The organism is Mucilaginibacter lutimaris (assembly GCF_042676625.1).
GTDB lineage: Bacteria > Bacteroidota > Bacteroidia > Sphingobacteriales > Sphingobacteriaceae > Mucilaginibacter > Mucilaginibacter lutimaris.
In genome coordinates, this window is record NZ_JBHTIA010000009.1 from 259175 (window position 1) to 283016 (window position 23842).

Genomic DNA, 23842 nt, shown 5'->3' on the forward strand with positions numbered 1-23842 from the left:
ATTTTTAAATAATAAAACTAAATTGCACCCAATGAAGTTTTTGAGTACTAAAAACCTTACTGTATATATTTTGCTTGCTTTGCCGGTGTTTGCGGTGGCGCAAAGCAGTACTACTACCAACGGAAGCGGCACCAATGCTATACCAACTGCTGTACCGTTCTTAAATATATCGCCCGATTCACGCTCGGGTGCAATGGGCGATGCAGGGGTAGCCATATCGCCGGATGTTAATGCCAACTACTGGAACCCGGCCAAACTGGCTTTTTTAGAAAACGACAACGACATATCATTATCATACAGCCCATGGCTAAGGCATTTAGTGCCCGATGTTAATTTGGCCTACCTGGCTTATGCCCATAAAATTGATGAACGCAACACCTTTGGCGCGTCGTTACGTTACTTCAACCTGGGGTCTATACAACTGATTGATGCCAACCAAACCGACCAGGGTGTTTATAAACCCAGCGAATTTTCTATTGACGCATCTTTTGCCCGTAAGTTTGGCGCAAACCTTTCGTTAGGCTTAACGTTGCGTTACATATATTCTAATTTTAGTAATGGCGCATTTGTAACCGGCTCGGGCCAGCAAAATAAGGCCGGTAACGCGGTATCGGCAGGGGTATCCATGTTTTACAATAAGCCTTACGGCGATGGTTCAAACTTCGCGTTTGGTGCGCATATCTCAAACATTGGTAACAAGATCAGCTATACCAGCACCGGGCCAAGCTATTTTTTACCGGCCAACTTAAAGTTGGGTGTAGCCAACACCTGGCAGTTGGATGAATTAAGCAAATTTACCGTAGCATTTGATGTTAATAAGCTTTTGGTGCCTACGCCGCCCCTGCGCGATGCAAGCGGTAATATCATAAAAGGCAGCGACGATAACGTATCGGTGCCTGCGGGGATCTTCCGTTCGTTTGGGGATGCACCGGGGGGCTTTAGCGAGGAATTAAAAGAGCTTAGCTTTTCGCCGGGTGTAGAGTATTTGTATAACGATATATTCGCCATACGCGCCGGTTACTTTTACGAAAACCCCGATAAGGGCGGCAGGCATTACGCCACTACCGGTTTCGGTTTAAAATACGATGTGTTCAAATTTGATTTTTCGTACCTTATAGCAAGCCAGCAAAACAGCCCGTTGGCAAATACGCTCCGCTTTACCCTATCTGCCAGTTTTGGCGGGGTTAAAAATGTTTCTAAAAAATAATGGCTAAAATTAAAGTAGGCTTTGGTTTTGATGTACATCAGCTAAAGCAAAACCATCCATTTGTTTTGGGTGGCATAAACCTCCAACATACCAGCGGCGCTTTTGGCCATTCTGATGCCGACGTGATGCTCCACGCTATTTGCGATGCCCTTTTAGGCGCCGCCAACCTGCGCGATATTGGCTTCCATTTTTCTAATAAGGACGACCGGTGGAAAGGCATCAGCAGCCTGGTATTATTACAGCATGTAATTGCCCTGCTTGCCGAAAAGAACTGGCAGATAAGTAATATTGACGCCATGGTTTGCCTCGAAGCACCAAAGATAAACCCGCACATCCCTGCTATGCAGGCCAATATTGCCAAAGCCGCCGGGATAGATATAGAAGACATCTCTATAAAAGCCACCACCAACGAGCAGCTTGGCTTTATAGGCCGAGAAGAGGGTGTGGTTGCATACGCGGTTTGTTTGATAGAGAAGGTATAATTAATAACCCAGTCATTTCTAACAATAGAGAGAATCTTGTTGCTTGTGGAAAATTTACTTATCTAACAAGATTTCTCCTCGTACCTCGTTCGAAATGACAAAATTTTATACCGGTGGTTCATTAATATCCCCTGCCAGTTCGCTTTTCTTCAACTTTACATTACCTGTGCGTTTAAGCACTCCCCAGGTATTTAACTCGCCTTTTAGGGCTTTGCGGATAGATTTGAAAAGGATGTAGTACATCAGCTGTCGCCATATAAAACGTTGCGGTATCAGGTAGATCAGTTTGTAATACTTTTCCTTCTCCATCCTGAAAGCTATTACGCCTACGGCAAAGTCTACCAGCAGGAAAGCCACGTAAAATACCAGCATCTTCTCGGGGTGGCTACCAAACAGGCCAAGTATCATAATAAGATCCGCCAGGGGCGAAAATAATGGCAATATGATCTGGAAGATAAGGATGTTGGGCATACCCACCATACCAAAGTAGCTGAATTTTTTATTGAAGAGCGCGTCGCGGTTTTTCCAGAAACTTTGTATAACTCCAAAGCTCCAGCGGAAGCGCTGTTTAAGCAGCATGCTCAGGGTTTCGGGCGCTTCGGTATAGGCAATTGCTTCGGCACAGTTTTTTATAACGTAGCCCTGTTTAAGGATGCGCATGGTAAGGTCGCAATCCTCAGCCAGTGTATCATAAGTAAAGCCGCCGGCCCTGAATATAGCCGATTTACGGAACGCGCCAATAGCCCCCGGAACAACCGTTATGCTATTGATAATATCAAACGCGCGGCGGTCCATGTTTTGGGCCGTAATGTATTCTATCGACTGCCATTTGGTAATAATATTGGTTTCGTTACCAACTTTAACCGTACCTGCAACCGCGCCGATTTCCTCATCTGTAAAATAGGCCATCAGGTGGAAAATAGCATCAGTTTTAAGTTGTGTATCGGCATCAATACATACCACGTAATCGCTTTCGGCATGCGTAATACCAAAGTTTAGGGCCGATGCCTTACCACCGTTTGGCTTGGTAAATACCTTTACCAGTGGGTTATTTGCATAAGCTTCAGAAACCACTTTAAAGGTATTATCCTTAGACCCATCATCCACAAAAATAATGTTAAAGTTGGGATACTCGGTTTTTAACAAGCTATCTATGGTGCGGATAGCGGTAATTTCTTCGTTATAGGCAGGGACAATAATACTTACCGGCGGTTGTGGGTGCGGCGCCTGATCTATCTTTTTATTCATGGCAAATTGCCTTGACGCCAGTATGCCTATCAGGATTATGCGCCCCATGGCCAGGAATATGGCCGACAGAAACAGGTAAAATAAAAACCTGTTGCCAATAAAAAAGCCTACTACAACTACATCGTAAAATCGGCCCCAGAATGTTTTATCGTCGCTTGTTGGCATCGGCATCAGGTCGTCCTTGCTCTTACCCAAAATATCGGCAATGGTGGTAAACTCATATCCGTTCTTTTTAAAGAAATGGATAATGGCGGGTAGTGCTTTTACGGTTTCTTCGCGTGTATCGCCGCCCGCATCATGCAATAGTATCATGCTGCCGTTATCCTTTTGGCGTATGGTGCGGGCAATGATACTATCGGCAGTTACTCCCGGTTGCCAATCCCATGGATCTATAGACTCGCCGATGGTAATGTAACTCTGCCTGCGGCTTTCGGCCACGGGGATAACCTCTGCAAGGGTCTGCGGTTCGGCATCGGCATTAAAAGGCGGGCGAAACAATATAGTACTACGCCCGGTAACCGATTCAATGAGCTTGCGGGTAGCATTAAGTTCGAGGTTTACACGCTCTATGCTGATGGTTGAAATATCAGGATGCAGGTAGGTATGGTTACCAATCTCGTAGCCCTCATCATAAATGCGTTTCAATAGGGGGATATTCTTCTCCACCATAGAGCCAACCACAAAGAATGAGGCTGGTACTTTTTCTTTTTTAAGGATATCTAAAATTCGCGGCGTAAAATCCGGGTCGGGGCCATCATCGAATGTTAAAACAACCTTGCCTTTTTTGTAACCATACCTGCGGATAACATACTTTGTTGGCAGTTCTATGTATTTTTGATTGGTAATGGTGTAGCTGGAGGTGTCGAGGTTTACATCTATTTTTCCTGTTTTAGGTACTGTAACCAGGTCTAAAACCTCGCCGCCTTCGCCTGCGTAATCTATTTTGTTATTTAAACCAACTGTGGTAAGCCGTTTAATATCAACACCGGTCTTTTTCAGCGAATCGATGGATAGGTTTTTTTGGAAGAATGTCCACAGGCGTGGGTCTTCTCCGCCTAAACGCCATAAGGCAACACCGCCCGTAGCCCAGTCGTCCGCCATGCGGATGATGTTGAAGTTGGTAGCCGCATCGGTAAAATATACAATGTGGTTAAGGCCATCGGTACCTAAATAATTATAATGCAGGTTAGCCGATAAAGGGTCGTAAGTAATGGTACTCTTTTTTTGCTGGGCGGTACTTATGGCCCCGGCATAACCAACCGGGGTGCCAATGCTGTTTTCCGGCCAGTCAAATCCGCCTCCCGCAATAGTAAGGATAACTTTTTCGCTCGGGATAATGGTACAAACCTGGTCTAAAATTTCTTCTACCCAATGCTGGTTAGATACATCGCCGGCGTTGCTTCCATCCGAGTGCTGATCTATAGCCATTACAAACAAAAAATCGTTTACATGTTGTAAGCGTTTCAGATCATACTCTTCATCGTTAGGAATAACGTTTTGCGTGGTAAGTAAATCGTTGGCTTTAAAAATACGGTAAAGGTCGTTTTGAAAGGCAATGTAGTCTTTTGAATTCCGGTTTTTAATATCATCAATATCAACGTTTACACCATTAAAATTGAAGTGCTTAAGCTTAGCTACCATGCTATTGATAAAGGCGGTTCGTAGCTTTTTGCTTTTAAAGATGCGTTCAACATCTTTGCTATCATATTCGCCGCTAACGTTATCTATATTAACATAGTTAGATAACGTAACCAAAACCTGCTTTTTGTATCTTTTATTGAGGTTGATAAGCCCCGTATCTATATTTACTTTGAGGGTATCGGCATTTTTTGAAAAAGAAAACCCTTCGGTAACAACCATATCCAAACGGTTGATATACTGGGTTAACGAATTGTATGCCTGCGGCTCCCATGACTTATAAAAACCGGCGTTTATACGATTGTCGTTATTGGGGTGTTTAAGCTGATGTAACCTGCGCGCCCTGGCAAGCGATTCGATCTCTGTTTTTTCGATCTTAAAATCCTTGTATTTTTTCGATTTCTTAAGCGCATTCATATCTTCTTTAGAGATCTTTTTTGGCGCAGGGTCGAGATTAGGAAGGGTAGGATACTCTCTGGAGGTAATAGTTATAACCGCTGCAATTGCGCCAACAATTAAGATAACTAATATGAGGCGGCTAAGCCATTTAAAACGGTTCCACCTGCCGGGGTTATCGGCCTGAAATATCTGCTTATTAGTAGACATGAAGGGGATTTAAAACTATAATGTAAATGATAAAGCTACGGTTATTACAGCACAATTATTTCAATTGCTTAGAGGTGTCAATGTTCGAAAAATTGACCCCGCATTTACAATTACTGCCGCAGCTTTTCTTAGAGAACAAGTTTTTATACAGTAAACGGCCTACATAAAAAACTGCTGCAATAAATAATACGATGATAATAATTGCCTGTATGTTCATGTCACAAAATTAATACTTTATTTATATACGCACAGACTGCAAAAAAAGTATAAAGTTTATTTGTGCATAAAGGCTACCGTGCCGCCAACCCAGTTAAAATCTTTGTTATACCTTACCCCAATCATTTTGCCCCGGCTTAGCCGGGCAAGGTTCACAGCAAGGGTTGGTTTGGCATCGCCATCGGGCCATAAATAAAGCAGGCGGATCTCAACCTTTACCCCACCATCAGGCGATTCTACAACTGGGTGGTAAGTAACTTTTTCCTGTAATATCCAGTTCTCGGGGTCTTGTATCTTTTCGATATCGCCGTCCATAATATCGATAATGACACCTTGCCCCGCAAATGAGAACAGCGGTTTTAAAACGTAATTCTGCAGGTCTTCGGGTATTTGCTTTACCTCATGTAAGAATTGTGTTTTGGGAATATAAGCGCCCTGCAAAAAAGGCATAGTGAATTTGCTTATGCGGTAAAACCAGTTAGGATGGGTTATCCATTCCACATCAAGTGGTTGCCGTATATCAACAACCTTATTAAAAATCTCCGGGTCTTTTTCTAACTCATCAAATATCAAGCGGTTATAAATTCTGCGGATGCGTTTCTTTTCGCCCGAAACGGTTTTGTAAAATAGCTGGTCGCCTTCCTGTATGAGGTCGGCAAGCGAAACCACGGGTGTGCCAATGTAGCCTTCTGTAATATAAAAATCGACAGATGTTTTTTGGTTGGGGGCATCAACATCCATCAGCACTACTTCATCAGGCTCGTAAGGGCCTATGATCGTTTTGCGTAACAGATCAAGGTAACTGCTTTTAGTTAGGCCATTAAAAAATATGGTTTGGTTGCCAGGGATGTTAAAAGAGTGCCTGTAATTTTCTGCCAGATGTACCTGGAAACCGTATAAAGAAGGGAAACCCTGCATTTCTATCAGTTTGGGTACGATGTTACCCGCATCATCTTTACAAATGCCAAAATCTAGGGCTATAAAATGAGGGTGACCATTCTCGTTTGCCACCCGCCATTTATCAGGGATGGCACGTTCGCTTAATTCTTTAAAATTGGGTTTCAGGATGGTTGCTATTATTTCCTCGCCAGCCTCTAAAAGCTTATCTCTAAGGTCATCCATTAGAAAAACAGGCGTTTCCGCAATGCGAAACTCTATCGGATTTTTAAGGCCCGTATTCAGGTCTACCAAAAAATCAGCATACTTCTCTTCTGTGAAGTTTTGGTTGAATGTTTCTCTGGCTGATGGGTTCATGATAGTAAACTTTATTGTAACCATATATATCACTCATTTTACTCACCCCGGCTTCGCTGCGCTGGCCGACCCTCTCTGCGTCGCAAAGAGGGTAACAAAAAATCACACCCCTCTTTGCGACGCAGAGAGGGGCAGGGGTGAGTAGCAACTACGCGTGTTGGTATCCCAACACAGCTTCATCCAAAAAATTAGGGATGATGGTATTTTGTGTGTGCACAATTTTATCGGGGTCTTCCAGGCGTTCCAGCATTTCGCGGTACTTGGTTTCGCCGTGTTCGCTTATTACAAGTTCTTTTTTATCCTCACGTTGCAGCATCACACTCATGCCGTGAGCATCCGCCTCCGGGTGAAATTGAGTTGCGAAGAAGTATTCGTTAAAGCGGATAGCCATTAGTGCCCGTGGCAGGTCGACGTAAGGGCGCTCTTTTTCCAGCGCCAGTATCTTCATCCCCAATTTTTCGATGCGATCCATATCGGGGTTAGTTACCTGCCAGCTGCGCGAATCTACTGTGTAAAACGGATCGTTAAGGCCTTCAAAAATATGGTCGTTACGCCCTGCCCCGGTTAAATGCACCGGCAGTACGCCAAATGATGGCGAACGCCTCAAAGTAATATCGCCAAGGCCATATTTGCGGCACATCAACTGGAACGAGTGGCAAACGAAGAAAACATGCTTTTTTTGCGTGCCCTCCTGTTTGTTATGCGCTTCCAGTTTATCTATCAGGCGGAAATATTTTTTCTCCCACTCGGTGCCCTCGCTATCCAGCGGACTGCCCGGCCCGCCGCTTGAAATGTACAGGTCGAAGCTGGTATCGGGCACCTGGCCTTTAAGCCGCACATCAAATATTTGATAAGTGAGCGCAAGATTATGCTGCGCCTTGTAACGCTCCAGTATATCCCGGAAACCACGCATTCCCTCGTTAGCCACACCCTCGTAAAGGTCTAATATGGCCACTCTCACTCCCGGTTTATCTGTGTTCATTTCTTTTTTATGTTATCGTTAGCCTCACCTAAACGGCGCAGCCCTCATGAAATAATCCTCTCCAAAGAAGAGGACTTTAAAAGCTTTCTTTTGAACCCTCTCCTTTGGAGAGGGTAGGGAGAGGCTTTTATATCCCTTTTAAAGTTTGCGATGTAATGTAGTCCACCACATCGGCAAAGTTATTATTTTGCTGGTAAATGGCCAGTTGTCTGTCGGCGCCTGTGCCGTTCTCCAATATTTTGTGCACATATTGCAGGTCGTCGCGGCAGCCAAGGTCGTCCACCACGTCGTCTATAAAGTCAAGTAACTCCAATATCAACGCGCGGGTATTTACTTCAAGCTCTTTACCAAAATCTATCATTTTACCATCTATACCGTAACGGGCGGCGCGCCATTTATTCTCGTTAATTAATGCCCGGTTGTAGGTAATAAACTTCATGTTGCTTTGGCGAAGTTTGTACAACTTGGCGCAAATGCACTGGAAGAGGGCTACAAAAACCATGGTCTCATCTATCAGCATCGGGCAATCGCACACGCGAAATTCGATGGTTTCGAAGAATGGATGAACACGAAGGTCCCACCAGATCTTTTTGGCATTGTCAATACAATTGGTTTTAACCAGCAGCTTAATATATCGGTCGTAATCTTCAATACTGTCGAAATAATCCGGGATCCCCGTCCTCGGGAACTTATCGAACACCTTGGTTCGGAACGATTTATAGCCTGTGTTTCGCCCTTCCCAAAACGGTGAGTTGGTAGATAGCGCATAGACGTGCGGTAAAAAGTAACGGGCCTGGTTGGCGATATGGATAGCCATGTCACGGCTTTGAATGCCTACATGCACATGCAGCCCAAAAATAAGATTAGAGCGCGCCGCTTCCTGCAACTCATCTACAATATCAAAGTACCTTGGATGGTCGGTTATTAACTGGTGTTGCCAGTGCGAAAACGGGTGCGTTCCTGCAGCGCCAATACGCAGGCCAATATCGCCGGCCAGTTGGGCTACTGTGGTGCGCAACTTGCCCACTTCTTTACGCGCTTCTTCGGTATTACGGCAAATGTGGGTGCCGACCTCCACAACAGCCTGGTGCATCTCTGCCTTTACCTGGTCCTCGTGGATCTTTTGCGCGCTATCCACTATTTTTTGCTCATGCGATTGAAGTTCCCTGGTCACGGGGTCAATCACCATAAATTCTTCTTCAACACCTAAGGTGAACTCGTTCATAATTGGTTAGGGGTTTTGTTGTACTATTCTTCTCTGAATTTACTCACCCCGACTTCGCTGGTCGACCCTCTCTGCTTCGCAAAGAGGGTGAGCTGCAACTGTTAATCCCCTCTTTGCGAAGCAGAGAGGGGGCAGTGGGTGAGTGAACACTACTTTTTCGCCGCCGCTTTCTTCGGTGTAGCTGGTTTCTTTTTTGGTTTTGCTTCGTCGGTTATGGCGTGGTCTACCTTGCCTGCGCTAACATCTGCTTTGGCGGGTTTAGCTGCCGCGATGAGTGATTTACCTGCTGCGCCGGTTTTAACAAATTCGCCCCAGGTAAGATTATCGCGGTTGTCTTTTTGTGCTTTGGCGCGTTCAATGGCGTAGCTCGCTGCGGTTTCTACCACCCACTCAAAGTTGTCCTGCCCTACGCTGGTAACTTCGGCATCGGGGGCAGGGTTGCAAAAATCGATAGCGTATGGTATACCATCGCGTACGGCAAACTCAACCGTGTTAAAATCGTAGCCGAGGTATTGGTTTAGCTGCAAAACGTACTTGGTAATGGTATCGAGCATTTTTTTAGATGCCGGGGCTTTGCCATGCTCATAACGCAGGTGGTGCGGGTTACGTGGCTCGTACTGCATAATGCGTACATGTTTACCACCAATACAGTAACAGCGGAAGTAATCGTCAAAAATAATTTCTTCCTGCAGCAGCATGACCAACTTACCTGTTTGGGCGAATTTTTCCCAAAGGTCTTCCTTGTCGCTAATTTTGTAAACATCGCGCCAGCCGCCACCATCAAACGGTTTCATATACGCAGGGAAACCTACATAATCAAAAATGGCGTCCCAATCCAGCGGGAATGCCAGGTTACGGAAAGAGCGGTCGGTAGTGCTATCCGGGTGATCTTTTGATGGCAGCAACACTGTTTTAGGTACCGGCACGCCAAGCTTTACGGCAAGTGCGTTGTTAAAAAACTTTTCATCGGCACTCCACCAAAAGGGGTTATTGATTACCGAGGTACCGGTGATGGCCGCGTTTTTAAGCGATGCACGGTAAAACGGTACATCCTGCGAAATACGATCGACAATTACCGAGTAGCCCAGCGGCTCGCCCTGCATCATTTTATCGATGCGCACAAATTCGGCGGAGATATTTTTTTCTGCCTTCTCGTTTATCCTGTCTACAAATGCCTGGGGGAATGAATTTTCCTGTCCAAATAAAATGCCTATTTTTTTCATGGTGATGTTTTATAGTATAGTTGGTGATGTCTTTTTTTTATGTCTTGATTCCTGACTCTTTACTTCTTGATTCTATTTTATCGTGCTCAAATAATGGGGGAACATTTCCTTCCATATTGGCCAATCGTGTTTGGCGAATGGGCGTATGTCCAGCCAATGGTTCATGTTTTTCTCGTTCAGGATGTTGGACATGCGGATGTTGTAATCCTTGCACATATCATGCTCTGACGTACCCAGTATAATATTCATCTGCCAAAGCTCGGGCTTGTTACTGCCGGGTAAAAAATCTACCGGATTGTTGTAAAATATATCGTCGTTATAAAAACCATCTGTAAACATTTTAATATCGAAGGCGCCGCCCATTGTAAACAGGTGCGACACCATTTCGGGGTGCTTAAACGCGAAGTTTGCCGCATGGTACCCGCCAAAGCTACAGCCCGCAACGGCTACTTTGTTTACGCCGGTTTCGTGCATGGCCCAGGGGGCAAGTTCTTCTACCAGCATTTTATCGTACCATGAGTAGTTGCGGGCGCGGTCGGCTGGATGGATGCCCTTGTTGTACCAGCTAAGGTCGTCGATAGTGTCGGGGCAATAGATCTTAACCAGGCCTTCGTCTACAAACCACTTAACACAGTCAATTAAACCAAAATCTTTATTTTGATGATACCGGCCTTTGGTTGTAGGGAAAAGAATGACCGGGAAACCACGGTCGCCAAACACCAGCATTTCAAGGTCGAGATTTAAGTTTGGTGAGTGCCAGCGATGATATTGCTCAGTCAAAATATTGATTTTAAGATGGTAAGTTAACAGGATTGTGTGTAAATGTCAACACCGTGCCAAATAATTATGTTTTAGGCAATTTTTAAAACTATAACGGTATTTTTGCGCCCTTAAAGGGCCTCACCCTACCCTCTCCAAAGGAAAGGGTTCTTAAAGAGGTATTCATAGTCCTCTGCTTTGGAGAGGATTATTTCATGAGGGCTGCGCCGTTTAGGTGCGGCGTTACTTTGCCCTTAATAATTTTTACTACTATGTACTACAGTACAGATTTTGAAATGAAAATAGCACAGCAGGAAATAACTATAGCATCTAAAATACTTGAACGTGATGTTACCTGCACATTGCTTATGCCCGAAGATGGTGCCATAGCAGAGCCCCTTAACTTACTTTTACTGAATGACGGCCAGGAACTGGAGAACCTGAAAATGGTTGACACGCTGGAGAACCTTTACGAACGCAACTGCATAAAACCATTGCTAACCGTGGCCATCCACGCCGGGGACGACCGCATACAGGAATACGGCATTGCCGGCAAGCCCGACTTTAAAAAGCGCGGTGCCAAAGCCGGCATGTATACCAAATTCATTGTTACGGAATTATTGCCATTTATTCACGAGCATACTGGTATAGATAATTTTGAAACTACCGCCTTCGCGGGCTTTTCGCTCGGCGGGCTAACCGCAATGGATATTGCCTGGAACAACCCGCAATTGTTTGATAAGGTGGGCGCGTTCTCGGCATCGTTCTGGTGGAGGGGAAAAGACCTTGCCAAAGGTTACACGAATGACGACCGCCTGATGCATACCATGCTGAAAAACACCGCCGGCAAACCCGAACTTAAATTTTGGCTGCAAACCGGCACCAAAGATGAAACCGCCGACCGCAACAAGAACGGCATTATTGATTCTATCGACGATACCATTGACGTAATAAAAGAACTGCTTGCCAAAGGCTACGAGCGCCCTGCCGATATCCAATACCTTGAAGTTTTAGGCGGTACTCATGACCCTGAAACCTGGGGCAAAGCCATGCCTAAGTTTCTGCAATGGGCGTTTGGGAAGTAGAAGTGATGGTACACTTGTTTCTCTATTCTATACGCTATTGCCCAAGAACATTGTTACCTAACAATTAAGTAATAATCAATCAATTGTAAAATACTGTATGGGCTTTCAAATGCCATTTGTAAAGCGTATCTTTGCGCCAAATTTAGAGGCCGCATTTTATGCAAAAAATAAGAAATATCGCGATTATCGCACACGTTGACCACGGTAAAACCACATTGGTTGACAAAATTTTACACAGTTGCTCTATCTTTAGAGATAACGAGCAAACTGGTGAACTAATATTAGATAACAACGACCTGGAACGTGAGCGTGGTATTACCATCGTATCAAAAAACGTTTCGGTAATGTATAAAGATGTTAAGATCAACATTATTGACACCCCTGGTCACGCCGATTTTGGTGGCGAGGTAGAGCGTGTATTGAAAATGGCTGATGGCGTACTTTTACTTTGCGACGCGTTTGAAGGTGCCATGCCTCAAACCCGTTTCGTAACCCAAAAGGCTTTGGCTTTAGGCTTAAAACCAATTGTGGTTGTAAACAAGGTAGATAAAGAGAACTGCCGCCCCGAAGAAGTTTACGAACAGATTTTCGAACTTTTCTTCAACCTTGAAGCTACCGAAGAGCAGCTGGATTTCCCGGTTATCTACGGTTCATCAAAACAAGGTTGGATGAGCACCGACTATAAACAACCAACGGACAATATTTTCCCGTTGATGGATGCTATTTTGGAAAACATTCCACCGGCACCTATCAATGAAGGGACACTGCAAATGCAGATCACTTCGTTAGATTACTCATCTTTCGTAGGCCGTATAGCTATTGGCCGCGTTGCCCGCGGTACTGTAAAGGAAAACCAACCTGTATCGTTAGTGAAACGTGATGGCACTATCCAAAAGACCCGTATAAAAGAGCTATACACTTTCGAAGGTTTAGGTAAAGTGAAAGCGACATCGGTTAATGCCGGTGATATTTGCGCGGTTGTTGGTATTGATGGTTTTGACATTGGCGATACCATTGCCGATTTCGAAAACCCTGAGCAATTAGAGGTCATCAAAATTGACGAGCCTACCATGAACATGCTGTTCACCATCAACACTTCGCCGTTTTTTGGTAAAGAGGGTAAGTTTGTTACCTCACGCCACCTGCGCGATCGTTTGATGAAAGAGATGGAGAAAAACCTTGCACTACGTGTTGTTGAGACCGAGTCGCCTGATTCATACCTGGTGTATGGTCGTGGTATCCTTCACTTGTCAGTATTGATCGAGACCATGCGCCGCGAAGGTTACGAGTTACAGGTAGGCCAGCCGCAGGTAATTGTTAAAGAAATTGACGGCGTTAAATGCGAGCCGGTTGAAACATTAATTGTTGACGTACCGGGCGATGTTGCAGGTAAAGTTATTGAGTTAGTTACACAACGCAAAGGCGACCTGCTGGTAATGGAGCCTAAAGGCGATCTACAGCACTTAGAATTTGATATCCCTGCACGTGGCATCATCGGTTTACGTAACAACGTTTTAACCGCTACAGGTGGTGAGGCTATCATGGCGCACCGTTTTAAGGCTTATGAGCCTTGGAAAGGCGTGATCCCTGGTCGTTTAAGTGGTGTGTTGGTATCTATGGATACCGGTAAAACTACCGCATTTGCTATTGATAAATTACAGGATCGCGGTCGTTTCTTTATCGATCCGGGTGTTGATATTTACGAAGGCCAGGTTTTAGGCGAGCACATCCGCGATAACGATTTGGTTATTAATTTAACTAAAGGTAAGCAGTTAACCAACATGCGTGCATCTGGTAGCGATACCAACGTGCGTATTGCACCTGCTATCAAATTTTCGTTAGAGGAGTCGATGGAGTACATACAAGCTGATGAATACATTGAGGTAACCCCGCAAAGCATCCGCATCCGTAAGATCTTCCTTAACGAGAACGAACGCAAAATTAACGCTAAGAAATTTCAAAGCCAGTAATCGGTTAAGGAAAACCGTTATAATGAAAGGGCTGTCAGTAATGACGGCCCTTTTTGGTTATGTGTAATTACCAACATCATCAATCAAAAGAATATATTTGCAAACAAATTATGCGTATACCCAGCATCCCCGGATTTGAAAAGCAGGCTTTAGAAAAGTATTTTAAAAACACGGGTATGGCCTTTGTTGGTAAGGTGGGCAGCCTGGTAATTACGATGTTGGTGAATATCCAGATAGCCAATTACCTGCACCTTAAGCTATTTGGGATACTTAACGGGGCAATCACTTACGTTTACTTTTTCCAGGCGATAACCTCATTAGGGTTAGATCAATATGTTGTAAAGGAATTACACCAGCACCCCGAGAACCGCGACACCATATTGGGTACATCTTTCAGGCTGAAACTATGCGCGGGGCTGTTGGCACTTCCGCTTATTTTTTTAGCTTACCAGGCTTATCCGGCAAAAAGTACACCCTATTTATTTGTGCTGATACTTTCGTTTACGGGCATTATACAATCCTTTAATATTATCGATCCGTACTTTCAATCCCAGGTACAATCAAAATACATTATGCAGGTGCAGGTTACATCTTACCTGGTATCTGCAGTTATTAAATTGCTGCTTATTTATGTATACCATGCATCTATTATATGGTTTGTTTACGCGTTTCTGTTAGATTGGGTGCTGCTTTCCATAGGGTATATTATTACCTATCAACGTAAAGGCCGTAGCCTGAGGCAATGGCAATATAACGGTCATTTGGCCCGTAAACTGGTATCATATTCCTGGCCGCTAATTATTTCGGGGGTAATGGTCTCTGTTTATATGCGTATAGATCAGATAATGCTGCAAAACATGCGTAATGCTTCTGAAGCGGGTGCATATGCAACTGTGGTGCGGTTTAGCGAAGCGTGGTACTTTATACCTTCGGTAATTGTAAGCACACTTTTCCCGGCTATTTTAAATGCCAGGCGCGATGATGTTGCACGGTACAAACGCCGCCTTCAAAATTTATATGATCTGATGGTTTATATTAGCCTTCCTGCGGCTATCGTAATAAGTTTCGCGGCACCGCTTATTTATAAATTATTTAAGCCCGAATACGCTTATGCGGCGCCGGTACTTGCCGTTCATATATGGTCGGGGGTATTTGTATTTTTGGGGGTTGCCAGCGGGCAGCAATTAATAGCTGAAGATTATGTAAGGCTTAGCTTTATCCGCACAGGTTTTGGTGCCATAGTAAATATTGCTTTCAACTTGTTGCTTATTCCTAAAATGGGTATTATGGGTACTGCTGTAGCTACCTTAATAGCTTATGCATCCTCCACATTTTTTATCATTTTTATTCCAAAGCTAAGCAAGCAAGGTGTAATGATGTTTAAATCATTATTTTTAATTTCACTGTTTCAAAAAATTATAAAACGTTGAGTACATTTTCATCTCTCATAAAAGTATTAACCAATCCATCGCATCTGCGTGCATTGCTCTCTTTTGACAAAAAAGGCTACCTGGATGATATTGGATGGTTCAAGGCTTTTGATACAAGGTCGCCCGTTGATCAGGGTGGAAACCCTATACCTTGGGTTACTTACTCGTTTATCGATTTTATAAAAACAAGACTTACTGAGGAACACAGCGTATTTGAATTTGGCTCGGGCAATTCCACCTACTTCTATGCCAAATACGCCGGTAAAGTAGTATCGGTTGAGCACGATAAGGCATGGTTTGATAAGATTGAAAAATCTCCTGATAAACCTAAGAACTCAGAGCTTATATTTTGCGAACTGGTACGCGACGGTGATTACTGCCGTATGCCGGTTAAACTGAATAAAAAATTTGATATAGTTATTGTAGATGGCCGCGACCGGGTAAACTGCTGCAAGCAGGCCGTAGAAGCGTTAACCCTAAACGGTGTAGTAGTGCTTGATGATTCGGAACGGGATGTTTATAAAGAAGGGGTAGATTTTTTAGTTAACCAAGGATTTAGGCATTTACTATTAAGTGGTATTTCGCCGGGCTTATTTTATCGTAAATCAACCTCAGTATTTTATAAGCCCGATAATTGCTTAGGCATATAAATTATGCTGATTAAACGGCTTGCCATATTACTTACCTTTATTTTATTGTTGGCTAAGCTAAATAGTTTTGCTTATACAATACCGTTAACAGTAAATAAAAGTGCGTTACCAGCAGATTCATCTACCTTTAAGCCGCTTAAAAAAATAGTTCCCAACGCAAATATTTTCGGGCGGGTTCTTGCCACCAGTTGTTACGATATTAACTGGGCAACATGGCCATCGCAATCTAATGTATCAAGCTTAACAGGTACTATAACGGATACTGACGGCAGCCAGATAGGCATCACCATGTCGGCAAACTATAATTTTGGCACTACACCTTCCATTTATACTTTTTCAAACTTCAACGGCTATCCATCAACAATTCCAAATTCCACTGTTCCCAAAACCGAATGGACGGCCGGCGCAAACGGGTCAACCGATATGTGTTTTTCAAAAAAAGTTACTAATCCGGTTTTGCTCTTATCATCTTTAGGCAATTCGCAGGGTTTGAGTGCCAGGCTGAGTTTTTCGGTGCCGTATGTAGTACTTTATGACGGTGGGCACATGGTTTATAACAATAGCACCAGTTTAACAGGTACCGAAGGTTATGCAATCATTATGTTCCCGGGCGATTTTACCTGCGTAAACATACAATCAAGCACGCCCGAAAACTATACAAATCTTACATGGGGAATAAGGCCACAGCCATTTGCCATAAATATTACTGATGGCTCTAACACATGTAGTGGTGCTACAGTTACGGCAACGGGCGGCGTTACGTATAAATGGGATGGCGGCGACACACCAAACCAGGCAACAAACACATTTCATCAAAGCGGAACTTATGTAGTAACGGTAACAAATGCAAGCGGCTGTGTTACCAGCGCATCTAAAAAAGTAGTTTTAGGCGGAGGGGCGATTCCGGGTATAGCGTCTTTTACTATTCCCGAACAAAATGGCCCGGCGGTTATTGACCATAATAATAAAACAATAGCATTAACGGTACCCCCGGGTACCGACAGATTTGCCTTACGCCCAACAGTTACTACTACAGCGGGGGCAACAGTAACCCCCGTTTCCGGCACATTGGTTAATTTTAACAGCCCGGTAGACTATATAGTATCAAACGGCTGTACGCAAGTAACCTATAAGGTTACCGTGAGCTTAGATAATAAAGTAACAAATATAGGTGCCTGCCCCGGAGATGTGGTATCGTTAACGGGTGATATACTCCCAACTCCGGCTGATAATTACACCTGGCAAATGATGTCGGCGGGTGTTTGGGTTAATGCAGCGGGAGCAATTGATCAGGTTAATTATACGACAACTGCCCAGGCCAATTTAACAGGGGCAAATACTATTATTACTTACAGGCGGGCAATTACTCAAGCAGGTATTACTACTTACGATTCTTATTATCAGCTAACAGTAGCGCCATCAACAGACCAAAATATTATTTCGGTTGATAAGCAGGTTGCCTGTGGTACCGGTGTGGTGTTATATATGTTTACCGGTAACAGGCCAATAGGTTACACGCCAGCTACCACCTATACATGGCAACGAAGTACCGATGGTGTAAACTTTCAGGATTATGTTAATATAACAAGCGAAAATTGGTTTTTGCAGGAGCAAATAAATACAAAAACCTGGTTCAGGAGAGCGTCCGTTACGGGCGCGTGCCGTGCTTATAGCAATGTTGTCACCATCGATTATATTCCCGGCCTTGGCCCAGCATCTGTTGGACCACCGGTTACGCTATGTAATGTTACTTCGTATACATTAACGGGCAATACACCTGCAGCAGACGAGATGGGTACCTGGTCGGTAGTTTCAGCTTCGGGTTATAATCCTTTTACACCAACAAACATACACGATCCAAACGCGCATATTACCGGGATGCCGTTAAACTCTCAATTCGATTTCACCTGGACCATCTCTAAAGCATCTTGCGATAAAACAAGCAGTGCTTCAGTATTTATCACGAATGGTATTAATAGCACTATAACTGATTTTAATGTACCCGGCCAGGATGGCCCTGCTATTATTAATCAGGCCAATCGTACCATAACTTTAACTATATCGCCAAAAACGAATAAGGCGCATCTTACACCTCTTATTGCAACAAGTAATGGTATATTAAGCCCGGTTTCGGGTGTAGAACAGGATTTTACCGGAACAGTTACTTACCGCTTAACGGATGCTTGTGCCTTTGTGGATTACAAGGTTACCATAATAAACGCTGTAGTGTCAAACCTGCATGCCTGCCAATCATCAACCTTTAATATTTTGCTGCCCGGCAATAACGTGGCAGGAGTTTTTCAGTGGCAAGTATACCAGGGCGGTATATGGCAGGATATCGGTACAGGTGCAACCAATAATGATTATGTGGCCGGATATAATAACACGGCAACGGCTAACACAGTTGTAAGAAGCTACAGGCGACGGGTTATAAATAACGCTATAGCCATTTATGATAGCTATACAGATGTATATTTTGAACCGCCTGTATCTAATAACCAAATTACTGCCGACAGGCAATCTGTTTGCGCTGCAGGTTCAAACATCGTTACCTTATCCGGAAATATTCCAACGGGTGGTTCCGGTAATATAACCTACCAGTGGCGTTACAGTACTGATAATGTACTGTGGCAAAATATCAACAACGCTACCCAAAAGGACTATCAGTTTAATTTTATCAGCACAAGCAGCATGTATTATACCAGGGTTGCGAGATCTAACAGTTGCGACGAGGTGAGTAACAGCGTTAAAGTAGATTATGTAGGCCCTGCTACAGTTGCAGATGCCGGTAATGCTCAATCAGTATGTGGTTTAACACAGTTAACACTTGCTGCTAACGCGCCCAAACCCAATGAAGTAGGTACATGGTCGGTAATTAGCCCCGCGGGCTACAACCCTTTTAATACCTCTAATATAAACAACCCGCATGCAATTATAAATGGCTTACCTGTTGATACCGATGTTGAACTTAAATGGAGTATTACTGAAGGCGGCTGTAACCAGTTGTCAGAGTCTTTTGTAACCGTACATAGTACAAGTAAGCCGCTTGTGTCTACCGGTGCCGAAGTTACAATAGACAGGGGCGAAAGTATTACTCTTGCCGGTAGTGTTTTGGGCGGTAATTTTCCATATCAATGGTCTCCGGCAACCGGCCTAAGCGATCCGAATATTTTAAACCCTATTGCATCGCCAATACAAACGACCATTTATACACTTACTGCGTTTAACGGGGCCAATTGCAGTGCCACGGCAACCGTAAAAGTTATTGTAAACAATGATTTGAAAATTCCTAATACCATAACACCTAATAATGATGGTATAAATGATGAATGGGTAATTAAGAATATTGATGATTATAAGAATGTAACCGTACAAATTTTTGACAGGATAGGCCGCCAGGTGTTTAATTCGGTAGGATACCCCAAAAGATGGGACGCGACATATAACGGTGAAAAGCTGCCCGCTGCTGTGTACTACTATATCATTTTATTGAAAGATGTTAAATACAAAAAAGCAGGTTGGATAACGGTTATTTATTAATATTGCATATGCAAAAGCTCCAGACAAGCGACAACGTAAAAGAAGCGTACGACGAGTTTTACAAAACCCATGACGAGGCCTGGCGTATGCTTGGTGCCAAGTACAAGGCATATCATATTATTGATGTTTGCAAGGGCCAATCTTTTGAAAAAGTATTGGAGGTTGGCGCGGGCGATGGCAGCATTTTGCAAAAATTATCTGATTATAATTTCGCGCCCGAGTTTCATGCCGTCGAGATCTCTGAGAGTGGTGTACAACATATCAGATCGCGTAATATTAAGAAGGTTGTATCGGTGCAGGAATTTGATGGGTACAAGTTACCGTTTGGCGACGATAGTTTCGATCTCATCATATTATCGCATGTGTTAGAGCACGTAGAACATGAGCGCCTCCTGCTTCGTGAGATTAAGCGTGTAGCTAAAAATTTTGTGATAGAGGTGCCTATAGATTATAAAAACAATGTCGATAAGCGCATAAATCATTTTATGGCCTATGGTCATATTAATATGTACACACCAACATCGCTTAGATATTTGCTGCAAACCGAAGGTTTTGAGATCAGAAAAGGCCTTACCTCTATTATAGTCCCGGAGCTTACCCGTTTCAATACTTTTATCAACCAAAAAAAACCTGACACGCTTTTTAACAGGTTTAAAATACTTGCACAATTTGCCGTAAAAAACACATTGGTTGAGTTGAGCAATACATTCAGAGAGAGGCTTGCGAATGCCTATACGGTATTGTGCACAAAAACGGATAAGCAAGCCGATATCTTTTAAGCATTATAATAAAATCACTAATTGACCTCACCCGCACCTATAGCCTTATTTGTATATAACAGGCCCTACCATACAGGCCAAACGTTAAGCTATTTGCAAAAAAATATACTGGCGGCCGAGTCTGATCTTTTCATCTTTTCTGACGGGGCTAAAACAGGCGCCGATAAAGCGGCTGTAGACGAAGTTAGGCTGATAGCATCCGAGGCAACAGGCTTTAAATCAGTAAAAGTTATAACCCGGGAGCAAAACATGGGACTGGCTAATTCTATTATAGCCGGGGTTACGCAACTGGTAAGCCAATATGGTAATGTAATTGTATTTGAGGATGATCTGGTATCATCGCCCTACACCCTACAGTATTTTAACGATGCCTTGCAGCATTTTGAACATGAAGAAAAGGTGATGCATATTAGTGCCTATATGTTCCCCCTGCATGATGCGGCCCTGCCCGAAACTTTCTTTTTTCGCGCGGCTTTTAGCTGGGGGTGGGCAACCTGGGCAAGTGCCTGGCAAAAGTTTGAAGCCAATATAGATACGTTAATTGAGGCTTTTGATGATGAAAAAATAAACCAGTTTTCCATAGAGGGTACCATGAATTTTTGGAAACAGATGCAGGATTTTAAAGCCCGTAAAAACAACTCGTGGGCTATCCGTTGGTATGCATCGGTTTTTCTGAATGGAGGGCTTACGCTTAACCCCGGTCAGTCACTCATTCACAACATCGGGCACGATGGTACCGGCGTACACTCTAATATTGAAAGCATGTATGGCGTACAGGTAGCACAGCAGCCTGTTAAATATTTTCCGGAAGTATTGACTGAAAATAAATATACTTACGAAGCTATTAAATACTTCCTAAAAAATCGGAAAGGGAACATTTTGCAACGCGGTTTACGTTTTGCCAAACAGTTAACACTTAAAATGCTTCCCCGCAAAAAGTAGTTTATTAACATTTGGCCAAATTTTATTACGGTTGTTAGTAAAAATATATCATTTTAATATTGTCTACTAAATATATAGATATTATATTTGGTTAATTATTATATATCCTACCCAACCAATTGTTCTTTATGATATAATGAGGTCAGTAAAAACACAAAAGAGAAAGCCCCTAAAGTTTTCTCTTTTTTTGTTTATGAAACATTGGTAAGGTCTTTGGTGTTATAACCAATATATAAAAGAACTAAACCATGATTGAAGAAAAAGACACCACCCCGGCAGATAAAGATGGCAAATACGAATTTGAAATACATTATTCGGGCCGGGAAGTAGCATGCCACGTAGAAAAGATCCAAAATAAACTTATGGTCCGTATCGACAATAACATCGAAGCCGAACTAACTATACAAGAAGATGGTTGTTTAGTGCAAACAGGTGGTAACGATCTGGCCGATTCTGCTGTTGATTACATTAAGAAGCGTATATTGGGTTAAACAAGCCCGTAGAATTTTACAATGGGCGCGGGGTGTAGCGATCAATTATCTGTTAATGTTGACATCGCTGATAAAACCCTACGCCCATTGTTTTTTATTAGCAATTACCAACTTTGATCAATCTTAATGAATATAAGCTACCTCAATCAAACCCTGCGTATTCTTTTACTTTTTGTACTCGTGTTTGGCATATTGTACTTTGCCAAAGCTGTGCTTATACCGCTTACCTTTGGTATGGTGCTGTCTATGCTGTTGTTACCTATATGCCACTGGCTGCAAGGCAAGGGCGTAGGCAACAGCCTGTCATCTATATTGAGCGTGGTTGCTTTGCTTGTGGTAATTGGGGGCGTAATTACACTTTTACAATACCAACTAAGCGACCTGTTAGATGACCTGACTAAGATTGAGGAGCGTGTAAATAATATTATTGCAGGTTTAAAAGAATATGTAAAGCAGCATTTTGGTATCTCGCACCGCGAACAGCAAAAAATAATTAAAGAACAGCAGGGGAGTACCATGGGGCAGGCAGCAGGTATGGTAACCACACTTATAGGCTCTTTTGCCGGGATCTTAGTTGATGCTATATTGGTGTTGGTCTACACCTTCCTGTTCATTTTTTACCGGTCGCATTTTAAGAAATTTATACTGCGGTTATTTAAACCCGACAGCCGTAAAGAAACAGAAGTGGTGTTGGACGATGCAAGTAAAGTAACACAAAGCTATTTAGGCGGATTGGGTTTGATGATAGTAATGCTTTGGGTGATGTACGGTATAGGCTTTACTATAGCAGGTGTAAATAACGCAATATTTTTTGCGATACTATGCGGAGTATTAGAGTTGGTGCCTTTTGCGGGTAACATCACGGGCACATCCATAACCGTTTTAATGGCACTGGCACAAAGTGGTGACACAAAGGTTGTAGTAGGCGTACTGATAACTTATGGGTTGGTACAGCTCATACAAACCTATTTGCTGGAGCCATTAGTGGTAGGCGACAGACTAAATATTAACCCGCTGTTTACAATTCTTATTATTGTAGTAGGCGAAGCTGTATGGGGCATACCGGGAATGATATTGGCTGTACCGCTGTTAGGTATGTTTAAAATAGTTTGCGACCACTTCGAACCCCTGCACGACTACGCCTTTCTAATTGGCCCGCCTAAAGAGAAAAAAGGTGAGGAGGGAAATTTTATTACCCGGATTTTTAAAAAGAACAAATAATATAGCTTTACAACATTATAAACTTTGTATAAGAATATTTTACCGGGGCTGCTATTCGCCGTTTTATGGGCATCTGGTTCAGTAGTAGTTAAATTTGGTATCCTGTCTGCCGATGCATTGTTACTGGCGTGCATTCGTTTTATATGTACAGGATTAATTTTTGCCCCCCTGTTGCTGTTACAGCGTAAATACCGTTTTTGGCCTAAAGGTACCGAGTGGAAAAATATTTTAGTTTACGGGCTTTTAAATACAACCCTTACTTTAGGTTCCTTTTTTGCCGCGCAAAAATTTGTATCGGCAGGTATAGGAATGTTATTCCTGGCGGTTGCACCTCTTATAATTGCTTTATTTTCGGCCCTGTTCTTAAATAGAAGATTAACCGGCATGGAGGTGACTGGTATGTTGATAGCTTTTTCGGGTCTGGTGCTTGCCTCAGCTACGGGAATGGCCGATGCTCATATCAGCGTTTTGGGTATTATATTATTATTACTATATATTACCTCATATGCAATAAGCAGTATCTATTTTTCTACACTTAAGCTTTCCATGTCAAACATCGTTTTTAATGTGTGGCAAGTTTTTATTGGCGGGATTATATTACTGCCTTTCTGCTGGGTATTTTCTCAAGCTAATATAAAACATGTAGATGCAAACCTGTTTCTGTCATTAGCCTGGATGATAGTGGTGTTATCATTTATAGCCAACCAGCTTTGGCTTTACCTTGTAAAGACCGATCCTGTAAAAGCAGCAGGTTGGTTATACCTAACACCGGTATTCGGCTATTTATATAGTTATTTGTTATTGGGCGAGAAAATTACCATATATGCTATTGCAGGCACAGCAATGGTTATTGGTGGATTAGTACTATCAAAAAGAAGCAAAACTTAATTAACC

General features: G+C 43.1%; 19 protein-coding genes. 12 read left to right on the top strand and 7 right to left on the bottom strand.

Annotation, left to right across the window (positions count from 1 at the left end; genetic code table 11):
* Positions 1–31: 31 nt before the first annotated feature.
* Positions 32–1207: a type IX secretion system outer membrane channel protein PorV gene (gene porV, locus ACFQZI_RS13800; RefSeq protein WP_377143374.1), complete on the top strand. Its 1176-nt coding sequence runs from the start codon at positions 32–34 to the stop codon at positions 1205–1207.
* Positions 1207–1689: a 2-C-methyl-D-erythritol 2,4-cyclodiphosphate synthase gene (ispF, locus tag ACFQZI_RS13805; protein ID WP_377143377.1), complete on the top strand. Its 483-nt coding sequence runs from the start codon at positions 1207–1209 to the stop codon at positions 1687–1689. Before porV ends, ispF begins: the two co-directional genes overlap by 1 nt.
* A 105-nt stretch (positions 1690–1794) precedes the next feature.
* Here the strand turns inward: ispF and ACFQZI_RS13810 are convergent, their stop codons facing one another.
* The 7 genes from ACFQZI_RS13810 to ACFQZI_RS13840 all read right to left on the bottom strand — a co-directional run bounded on the left by ACFQZI_RS13810 (position 1795) and on the right by ACFQZI_RS13840 (position 10861).
* On the bottom strand, positions 1795–5181 hold the full coding sequence (locus ACFQZI_RS13810; RefSeq protein ID WP_377143379.1) for a glycosyltransferase: 3387 nt from the start codon (positions 5179–5181) through the stop codon (positions 1795–1797).
* A gap of 55 nt (positions 5182–5236) precedes the next feature.
* Positions 5237–5398, bottom strand: coding sequence for a FeoB-associated Cys-rich membrane protein (locus ACFQZI_RS13815; RefSeq protein ID WP_377143381.1), 162 nt, complete (start codon positions 5396–5398; stop codon positions 5237–5239).
* 56 nt (positions 5399–5454) lie between these two features.
* A complete protein-coding gene (locus ACFQZI_RS13820) occupies positions 5455–6651 on the bottom strand; it encodes a hypothetical protein (protein ID WP_377143383.1) in 1197 nt (398 codons plus the stop codon).
* A 148-nt stretch (positions 6652–6799) separates the two neighbouring features.
* Positions 6800–7633, bottom strand: a complete 834-nt coding sequence (locus ACFQZI_RS13825; protein WP_377143385.1) for a type 1 glutamine amidotransferase — start codon at positions 7631–7633, stop codon at positions 6800–6802.
* A gap of 127 nt (positions 7634–7760) precedes the next feature.
* Positions 7761–8858 carry a carboxylate-amine ligase gene (locus tag ACFQZI_RS13830; protein ID WP_377143387.1) on the bottom strand — a complete coding sequence of 366 codons (1098 nt, stop codon included), beginning with the start codon at positions 8856–8858 and terminating at the stop codon, positions 7761–7763.
* A 149-nt stretch (positions 8859–9007) separates the two neighbouring features.
* The gene (locus ACFQZI_RS13835; protein ID WP_377143389.1) at positions 9008–10081 is read right to left on the bottom strand and encodes an ATP-grasp domain-containing protein; all 1074 of its coding nucleotides are present in this window, start codon (positions 10079–10081) and stop codon (positions 9008–9010) included.
* Between the two features lie 72 nt (positions 10082–10153).
* Positions 10154–10861 (bottom strand): alpha/beta fold hydrolase, encoded by a 708-nt coding sequence (locus tag ACFQZI_RS13840; RefSeq protein WP_377143391.1) that lies wholly within the window; start codon positions 10859–10861, stop codon positions 10154–10156.
* Between the two features lie 251 nt (positions 10862–11112).
* Here ACFQZI_RS13840 and ACFQZI_RS13845 point away from each other — a divergent pair, with 251 nt between their 5' ends.
* The 10 genes from ACFQZI_RS13845 (at position 11113) to ACFQZI_RS13890 (ending at position 23836) form a co-directional block, all read left to right on the top strand.
* The gene (locus ACFQZI_RS13845; protein WP_377143393.1) at positions 11113–11925 is read left to right on the top strand and encodes an alpha/beta hydrolase; all 813 of its coding nucleotides are present in this window, start codon (positions 11113–11115) and stop codon (positions 11923–11925) included.
* A 158-nt stretch (positions 11926–12083) separates the two neighbouring features.
* The gene (gene typA / locus ACFQZI_RS13850; protein WP_377143395.1) at positions 12084–13895 is read left to right on the top strand and encodes a translational GTPase TypA; all 1812 of its coding nucleotides are present in this window, start codon (positions 12084–12086) and stop codon (positions 13893–13895) included.
* Positions 13896–14005: 110 nt separating this feature from the next.
* The gene (locus tag ACFQZI_RS13855) at positions 14006–15325 is read left to right on the top strand and encodes a flippase (RefSeq protein WP_377143397.1); all 1320 of its coding nucleotides are present in this window, start codon (positions 14006–14008) and stop codon (positions 15323–15325) included.
* A complete protein-coding gene (locus tag ACFQZI_RS13860; RefSeq protein WP_377143399.1) occupies positions 15322–15975 on the top strand; it encodes an FkbM family methyltransferase in 654 nt (217 codons plus the stop codon). The genes ACFQZI_RS13855 and ACFQZI_RS13860 overlap by 4 nt, the downstream gene beginning before the upstream one ends.
* Positions 15976–15978: 3 nt before the next feature.
* The gene (locus ACFQZI_RS13865) at positions 15979–19515 is read left to right on the top strand and encodes a gliding motility-associated C-terminal domain-containing protein (RefSeq protein WP_377143401.1); all 3537 of its coding nucleotides are present in this window, start codon (positions 15979–15981) and stop codon (positions 19513–19515) included.
* 8 nt (positions 19516–19523) lie between these two features.
* The gene (locus tag ACFQZI_RS13870) at positions 19524–20294 is read left to right on the top strand and encodes a class I SAM-dependent methyltransferase (protein ID WP_377143403.1); all 771 of its coding nucleotides are present in this window, start codon (positions 19524–19526) and stop codon (positions 20292–20294) included.
* 21 nt (positions 20295–20315) lie between these two features.
* A complete protein-coding gene (locus ACFQZI_RS13875; RefSeq protein ID WP_377143405.1) occupies positions 20316–21236 on the top strand; it encodes a sugar transferase in 921 nt (306 codons plus the stop codon).
* Positions 21237–21484: 248 nt separating this feature from the next.
* The gene (locus tag ACFQZI_RS13880) at positions 21485–21727 is read left to right on the top strand and encodes a hypothetical protein (RefSeq protein ID WP_377143407.1); all 243 of its coding nucleotides are present in this window, start codon (positions 21485–21487) and stop codon (positions 21725–21727) included.
* Positions 21728–21853: 126 nt separating this feature from the next.
* Positions 21854–22948, top strand: coding sequence for an AI-2E family transporter (locus tag ACFQZI_RS13885; RefSeq protein ID WP_377143408.1), 1095 nt, complete (start codon positions 21854–21856; stop codon positions 22946–22948).
* A gap of 24 nt (positions 22949–22972) precedes the next feature.
* Complete coding sequence (locus tag ACFQZI_RS13890) at positions 22973–23836, top strand: DMT family transporter (RefSeq protein ID WP_377143410.1); 864 nt, start codon at positions 22973–22975, stop codon at positions 23834–23836.
* Positions 23837–23842 lie beyond the last annotated feature (6 nt).